General features: G+C 61.5%; 4 protein-coding genes and 2 pseudogenes. 4 read left to right on the top strand and 2 right to left on the bottom strand.

Going from position 1 to position 6,972, the window contains the following annotated elements; all coding sequences use genetic code 11:
• Positions 1–544 precede the first annotated feature (544 nt).
• Positions 545–1,699: a sulfite oxidase gene (locus tag E5W87_RS32540; RefSeq protein WP_292407182.1), complete on the bottom strand. Its 1,155-nt coding sequence runs from the start codon at positions 1,697–1,699 to the stop codon at positions 545–547.
• A gap of 539 nt (positions 1,700–2,238) precedes the next feature.
• Between E5W87_RS32540 and E5W87_RS32535 the strand changes: the two genes are divergently transcribed.
• From E5W87_RS32535 to E5W87_RS32520, 4 genes and pseudogenes are all read left to right on the top strand, one after another.
• Entirely contained in the window at positions 2,239–2,871 is a 633-nt protein-coding gene (locus E5W87_RS32535; protein WP_292407179.1) for a DUF1326 domain-containing protein, read from the top strand.
• A gap of 8 nt (positions 2,872–2,879) precedes the next feature.
• The gene (locus E5W87_RS32530; RefSeq protein WP_292407175.1) at positions 2,880–3,746 is read left to right on the top strand and encodes a DUF2182 domain-containing protein; all 867 of its coding nucleotides are present in this window, start codon (positions 2,880–2,882) and stop codon (positions 3,744–3,746) included.
• Between the two features lie 234 nt (positions 3,747–3,980).
• Positions 3,981–4,757: a hypothetical protein gene (locus E5W87_RS32525; RefSeq protein ID WP_292407172.1), complete on the top strand. Its 777-nt coding sequence runs from the start codon at positions 3,981–3,983 to the stop codon at positions 4,755–4,757.
• 148 nt (positions 4,758–4,905) lie between these two features.
• A pseudogene (locus tag E5W87_RS32520) lies at positions 4,906–6,424 on the top strand (FAD-dependent oxidoreductase).
• Between the two features lie 15 nt (positions 6,425–6,439).
• On the opposite strand, the pseudogene E5W87_RS32515 reads toward E5W87_RS32520, so the two are convergent.
• Positions 6,440–6,972, bottom strand: a pseudogene (locus E5W87_RS32515) (DNA polymerase IV); the annotation flags it as partial.

The following is a 6,972-nucleotide window of genomic DNA, read 5'->3' as shown; positions in this document are numbered from 1 at the left end:
TTTGTTGCGAAGGTTGCGGGACGGCGCCCCTCTCTGTCCTGCCGGACATCTCCCCCACAAGGAGGGAGATTGGCAGCTCCACCGGCAGCGTCTTTTGTTCCAGCGTTGGAGCTGGCGAACGCGATGGCGACATCCGATCAAGTGGGCCGGCAAGGGGGCGACGTAGAGCATCGGTTTCAATACTCCCTTCGCCAGCCACCGCGCCCCGCGCAGTCTCAGGGCGGGGTGGTGTGCGCGCAGGTTTCGGCCAGGCGTCCGGCAACGTCTTCGCCGGCGGCGGATATTTGGCCGCCGGGTTTCGCCGCTGCAGCTCGGCAGCAGAAGCGCGTCGTAATTGGTGTCGAAGAAGAAGGGAATCGAAGCCGTGGTCAAACTCGCCCAGCGGTGTGCCCGCCGCAGCCCTTTTGATTGAGCTTGCGAAGGGGCGCGCCAGCACATGGCAGCAAGTTCTTAGAGAGGTGCCGGTTCTCTTGGAACCGGCAAGTCCCTCTAACTATCTGTTTTACCGCGGCAGCCAAATGATTCCATTTGGCTGCAAAATGCTCTAGACACGCACGCGGCGCGTCACCTGGCCATTGCTTTCCCAGTATGTGTGTTTCTTGGCAATCAAGGGATCGTCCATTGCCGGTTGAATTTGTCCCGTGGTGCTGACCGCGCGCGAGGTCACCGTGTGTTCTCCAGGGGCGGGATTTGCCCAATCCAGGGACCAAATCTTCCAGGCGTGCTCGGCCTCCTCACTGTGGTCGATGGTCGCTGGTGCCCAAGGCCCTTGATCGATTTGCACTTCGACCCGGTCGATCGGCGCCCCCCAGGCCGCCCCAATGATGGAGTAGTCTGAGTCTTTCCGGGTAACCTTCGCAGGCGCGGACTTTATCAGCGCTCGCCCCACCGAAGTCTCGGCCCATACGGTCTCGCCATTGTGGTCTTCCTCCCGGATGGTGACATAGTCACGGGCCATCAGAAGGCTCATGAACCGCGTATCGCGAACCTCAATGCGCTTCAGCCACTTGACGTTGGCGATCCCGTACCAGCCCGGAGCAATCAGCCGCAGCGGAAAGCCATTGGCCGCCGGCAAGGCGGCTCCGTTCATTTCATAGCAGAGGAGATTGTCGGGGTTCATCGCGTCGGCGAGCGACATGCTACGCGCGAAGTTCTGCTGCATCTTGACGTCGCGTATTGCGACCTCGCCTTGGTCAGTACCGAAAAAGACGACCTCGATGCCCTTCTCCATAACGCCGGCTTCCTCGAGGATCGGGGCGAGCGGCGTCCCTGCCCAGCGAGCATTGCCGATGCCGCCGGTGAAAAAGGGAAACCCGTGATTGCCCGAGCATTCCACTGTGAAAACGACCTCCTGCCGCGGCCGCGCCTTGACGTCGGCGAGTGTCAATTTCAAAGGCTTCTTGACCAGGCCGCCGATCTCCATCGACCACGTCTTCTCGTCGATCGTTGGTCGGTTGAAATGCGAGATGCTGAAGAACTTGTCGTTTGGAGTTATCCAGCTATCCAAATCCTCCCAGACAAGCTGCTTCTGGATACCTACCGGATCGGGATTTTCGGTCGGCTGATCCAGCCACGGAATAACTTCCTCGCTGTCCCGTGTTGGAAAAGCGTAAGCCCGACGCGAGGTATAGAGAGCAGCAATTGCGGCAAGCGCCGCGCTTCCTTGAACAAGAAGTTCTCTGCGCTGAAAATCAGGCATGTTGTTTACCTCCCAGTTGATCCGGAACGGGCTGCAACGTGCCTTAGGCCGTAGCCTGATCACGGATAGGCGACACAATGTGAGGTCTGCCCACCCGGAAGTATCCGGACAGGTCAGGCAATCACCGACGCAAGTCAAGCATGTGAAGCATTGGACGAAACACTAGCTCGCGTTTCGCACGTTAAGAGTGCGCCTTTGAGAAGGAAGTGTCCACAACCTGGACGGGACATGATGATGATTGCAGCATTCGAGACCGATTTCCTGCCAAAATCGTTGCTGCTCGGATCGCTACCGAACGCCCGCTTCTGGGTCACTTCCGGACCTTCGCGGGTGCGGTCGGAAAGGCCCGTTCCGACCCAATTGCTGCCGTTCCGATGTCAGCCTCGCCATCTCCAGGGCGGATGTTCACCCCCAATTCGGCGAGAAGCCGCGTTGGCCTGCCGCCTCTTGTCGCGATCACTCTTGGCGCGACAGGATGGCGGCGCGGCCGGCGCAGGTGTATGATGATGGTCTAATATTTTGGGGTCAGGGAGGACAATATGACATCTTGGGAGATTAGGGGACGCGAACTCGTCAATTGCACCTGCGAATATGGCTGCAACTGTCAATTCAATGCGCTGCCCGACAAAGGCCATCGCCATGCGGTGGCGGGCATCCAGATCGATGAAGGTCATCATGGCGAGACCAGCCTCGATGGCCTTCGGATCGCCGCGATCTTCAAATGGCCCGGCGCGATCCACGAAGGCAATGGCGAAGCCATCGCCTTCGTCGACGAGAATGCAACCGAGCGGCAGCGTAACGCGCTGCTGCGCATCATGACCGGCCAGGACACCGACCCGTTCGCGACGATGTTCGCCGTCTACGCCTCAACCGTGACAAAAATGAATGATCCGGTTTTCACGAAGATCGATCTCGACCTCGATATCGACGGCCGCAGGGGCCGCATCTTCGTCAAGGACTACATCGAAACCGCCGGCGAACCGATCCGCAACAAGGTGACGGGCGCGGACTCGCGCGCTCAGATCGTGTTGCCGAACGGCTTCGAATATGCGGTCGCCGAGATCGGCAGTGCCTCGAGCACAACCAGCGGGCCGGTTCAAGTGAACACGAAGGACAGTTACGGCCAGTTCGCGCGCCTGCATCTCAACAATCACGGGGTGGTGCGAGCCTGACGCGCCGCATGGACGGCGCGTCGCTACTGGAACGCCTGCTTAGGCGCGACCGCGTCGTCACGATCGCGGGCGTGGTGGTGCTGTGCCTGCTGGCCTGGCTTTATATCGTCGCCGGGGCAGGGCTCGGCATGAATGCGTGGGAGATGTCGAGGCTCGCGCTATTCCCCCACCAGCAAACCGCCGACGTGGCCTCTGATATGTCTGGCATGGGCATGAGCGGGATGGACATGAGCGCCACGGAACCGCGGGTCTGGGGGGCCGCGGTCTGGGCGCTGATGATCGCGATGTGGTGGGTCATGATGGTCGCCATGATGTCCCCGAGCGCGGCGCCGACTATTCTGCTCTATGCGCGCGTGCATCACCATGCGCTCGCACAGGGCCAGATCCAGGACAAGCTCGCGCCCAGCGGCGTATTCATGGCAGGCTACCTTCTGGTCTGGCTGGGGTTCTCCGTCGCGGCAGCCGCGTTGCATTGGCTGCTCGAACGCGAGGCATTCGTTTCCGCGACGATGATGAGTTCGCAGAGCCGCTGGCTTTCAGGCATCGTCCTGATCGCCGCGGGGCTGTATCAGCTCTCGCCGCTCAAGAACGCCTGCCTGTCGCATTGCCGGGCACCGTCAGCATTCCTTTCCCGACACTGGCGTCCCCACGCACTTGGCGCGCTGCGTTTGGGCGCACTGCACGGGGCGTTTTGTGTCGGATGCTGCTGGATGCTGATGGCGTTGTTGTTCGTGGGTGGCATAATGAATCTGGTGTGGGTTGCCGGGCTCGCCATTCTGGTGCTGGTCGAAAAGGTGTTTCCTGCCGGCCAGTGGGTTGGCCGGACGGCCGGCATTGCCCTGATCGCCTGGGGCAGCGCAACGTTTTTGGTCTGACGACCAGGGCCGCCTCGGATGTCGCATTTGCAGGAAACGATGACCAATCGCACCTGATGCAAAGTGCATCGGATTGAGAGCGCCTGATTTCCCAAGCCGGTGCGTCTATCGCAGTGATTGCTTTTTCCTGCCCTCGACAGTTTTTGCTTGCATTTTGATTGGAACAAAGAGAGAACCATGCCTGCATGGGCGGGATAGCGGCCGCGGTTGGCGGTTTTGGGGGAGGCCAGCAAAATGGCGAATTGGAATGGTGCGGGCGCGGCGGTGGCTGCTGCGGCGTTAGGGTCGTTCGTTTTGGTCAAGGCCCTGCCTTGGGTGTTCGGCTTCGCCGGCGGCAAATATCTCTATCAGATGGCGACGGACAGTACACCGACGGCCGCAGGGATAAGCGAGCGATTGCAGCAACAGGAATTCCAGATGTTTCGGGCCCTCAAGCAGGAGCTTCCTGAGGACTATGACAAACTCGTTCAGGAATTAGTGGCCGTCGCCAAATCGCACGGCGGTTACGAACAGGTTCGCAATGCGAGCATGGCCTCAGTTGTTGATCTGCGGCACAGATACGCCTCGCTGCTGCGATCCGCGCCTGATCGCGGCGCCTCGGAAGCGCTTCACGCCGAACTCGCCATCTTGAACCATGTGATGGCGGGGGAATCCACCGTCACCTGCAATCGGTATGTGGCCAGTGGACCGGCCGCCCTGACCGTCAACGATCATGAAATGATGGCAACCCTGGACAAGGCAGCTGTGGCTCTGTTCCACGCCATCGCGACCGCGAAGGACAGTGGCCTGCCGGCGGTGGAGGCCGGTGACGGGGACTGGGACATGCTCATCACCGCTTTCATCGCCGCTGGCGGGACGCAAGGCGATATGGAGGCGATCGCGAGTTCGAATCAGGATTACAAGGACTTGTGCCCGGCATTTGCCAAATTTCTGGAGGCGGCCCTGTCGGTGGAGGGCGAGCCCGGGCGGCACATCAGAACCACCCTGCTTTACGAGCTGGCCAGCAACTAGCCCGCCCGCCACTGACACGCCGAGCTCTTCTCGACGCGGTCTGTTGGCGGGCTGGCGAAACTGAGCATTATGCCGGCACTCAAAGCTGCGGAGGAACTTTGAATCCTCGCGCCCGTTTACCGAATGTCATGGATGGGAGGTTCCACCGATGAATGTGAGCGACGAAAGGACCGTATCGCTCTGGGCGGCGACCGAAGTAGCGCCCGATGCGGTCCCGCTCGGGCAGAGCGAACAGGTCGATGTCGTCGTCGTCGGGTCTGGAATTGCCGGACTGTCGGTCGCGTACGAACTGGCCGTCGCCGGGCAAAAGGTAGCTGTCGTCGATCGCGGCCGGATTGGCAGCGGCATGACGGCTCGCACCACTGCGCACCTGTCATCCGTCTGCGATGACTATTTTTCGGAACTGATCAAATTGCGCGGTGAGGACCTGGCGCGGATTTTTTATCAAAGCCAATCGGCCGCTATCGACCGCATCCAATCAATCCAGGAGACGGAGAGTATCGCGTGCGATTTCCGACGCCTCTACGGCTTTCTCTTTCCGGCTTCCGGCGGTCGAGAATCCGATATCGAGCGCGAGCTGGACGCCGCTCTGAAAATCGGGGTCGACGTCGAGAAGATCAGGGGCGTGCCGTTTGCGGGCTTTTCGGATACGCAGGCTCTTCGATACGCCAATCAGGCGACCTTCCACCCGCTCAAATATCTCTGCGGGCTGGCCGCAGGCATCCGCGCGCGCGGCGGCGCGCTTTATCCCGATACCATCGTGGAAAACGTCGAGGAAACTGACGGCGGCGTGCGCGTATCCACGGTTTCGGGCTTTACCTTGTCTGCCAAATCGGCCGTGGTCGCCACCAACTCGCCGATCAACGACCGGGTCGCCCTCCATACCAAGCAGGCGCCCTATCGGACCTACGCGATGTCGTTCGAGATCGCGCGCGATACCCTACCGGATGCGCTGTATTGGGATACTGAGGACCCGTATCACTACGTTCGGCTTCAGCCTGGCGAAGGCCGTATCGACTTCCTGATCGTCGGAGGTGAAGACCACAAAACAGGGCAGGCCGACGATGCCGGCGACCGCTTCGCGGCCCTGGCAGCCTGGACCAGAAGGCTGGTGCCCGATATCGGCGTGGAAACGAACCGGTGGTCCGGGCAGGTGATGGAGACCGTCGATTATGCGGGGTTCATCGGCCGCAATCCTGGCAACCAGCGTGTCTTTGTGGCGACTGGGGATTCCGGCCAGGGCATCACCCATGGCGTGGTCGCCGGCCTGTTGATCCCGACCTGATTCTGAGGGGAGAAAGCCCTTGGCGCGAACTTTACGAGCCGTCTCGAAGACGGCAGGCGCGATCGGCGATTACCTCGCGGAGAATGCGACGGCGATCAAGAGTTTCGCCGAGTATATCGCCCCTGGCGAAATCGATTCCGCCGACAAGCTGCGACCGGGAGAAGGTGCCATCGTTCGCGAAGGGCTCAGCAAAATCGCCGCATTTCGCGATGACGACGGCACGCTCTACAAGCGCTCGGCCGCATGCACGCATGTCGGCTGCCATGTCCACTGGAACTCCCTCGAGCGCTGCTGGGACTGCTCTTGCCATGGCTCGCATTTTGCTATCGACGGCACGGCTTTGAACGGACCTGCGGTGTCGCCGTTGGCTCGGCTGGGCTAGCCTCTTCACGCCGCCTCACAATTCCTTTTCCGCCAGCTCGCGAAACGCGTCGGGAACCGACCGCGACAGTCCGAGGGCAACCGAGGCATAGCCGACTGCCTCCCAGCCGAAGCGGTCGCGGATCTTGTCGATGGCGCGGTCGGCGGTCCAGCGCGCGGCACCCTTCCTGGTGCCGGGGCGGCGGCGGTCGTCGTCGAGGTCGAGCGGCAGTTCCAGCTGCAAGCCCGGCTGCTTCTCCAGATGCGAGACGGCGATCGCCAAGAGCGAGATGGTCTTTTCGTACGGATGATCGACAAGCACTTTGCGCACCAGCGCCTCGGCGATCTCGGCCAGCATGGCGGTTGCCGAAATCGGCTGGTCGAGCGTGATCGAGCGCGTCACCGAGCGCAGGTCGGCGAAGCGGACGCGGACCGTCACCGTGCGGCCGGGCCGCGATTTCGCCCGCAGCCTGGTGGCCACCCTGTCGGCCAGATGCAGCAGCGCCGGCACGAAGACTTGTTCCTCGGCCGGCTTCCTGCCGAGCGCCGACTGCGCGCCGGCCGATCGCG

This window comes from Mesorhizobium sp. (genome assembly GCF_004962925.1).
Classification (GTDB): Bacteria; Pseudomonadota; Alphaproteobacteria; order Rhizobiales; family Rhizobiaceae; genus Mesorhizobium.
The sequence above is the reverse complement of the archived record's forward strand: the minus strand, read 5'-3'. Positions and strand labels throughout refer to the sequence as shown.

Coding starts and splice junctions, on each gene's coding strand:
- E5W87_RS32540 (WP_292407182.1), bottom strand. CDS start 1,699: ATGCCTGATTTTCAGCGCAGAGAACTTCTTGTTCAAGGAAGCGCGGCG.
- E5W87_RS32535 (WP_292407179.1), top strand. CDS start 2,239: ATGACATCTTGGGAGATTAGGGGACGCGAACTCGTCAATTGCACCTGC.
- E5W87_RS32530 (WP_292407175.1), top strand. CDS start 2,880: ATGGACGGCGCGTCGCTACTGGAACGCCTGCTTAGGCGCGACCGCGTC.
- E5W87_RS32525 (WP_292407172.1), top strand. CDS start 3,981: ATGGCGAATTGGAATGGTGCGGGCGCGGCGGTGGCTGCTGCGGCGTTA.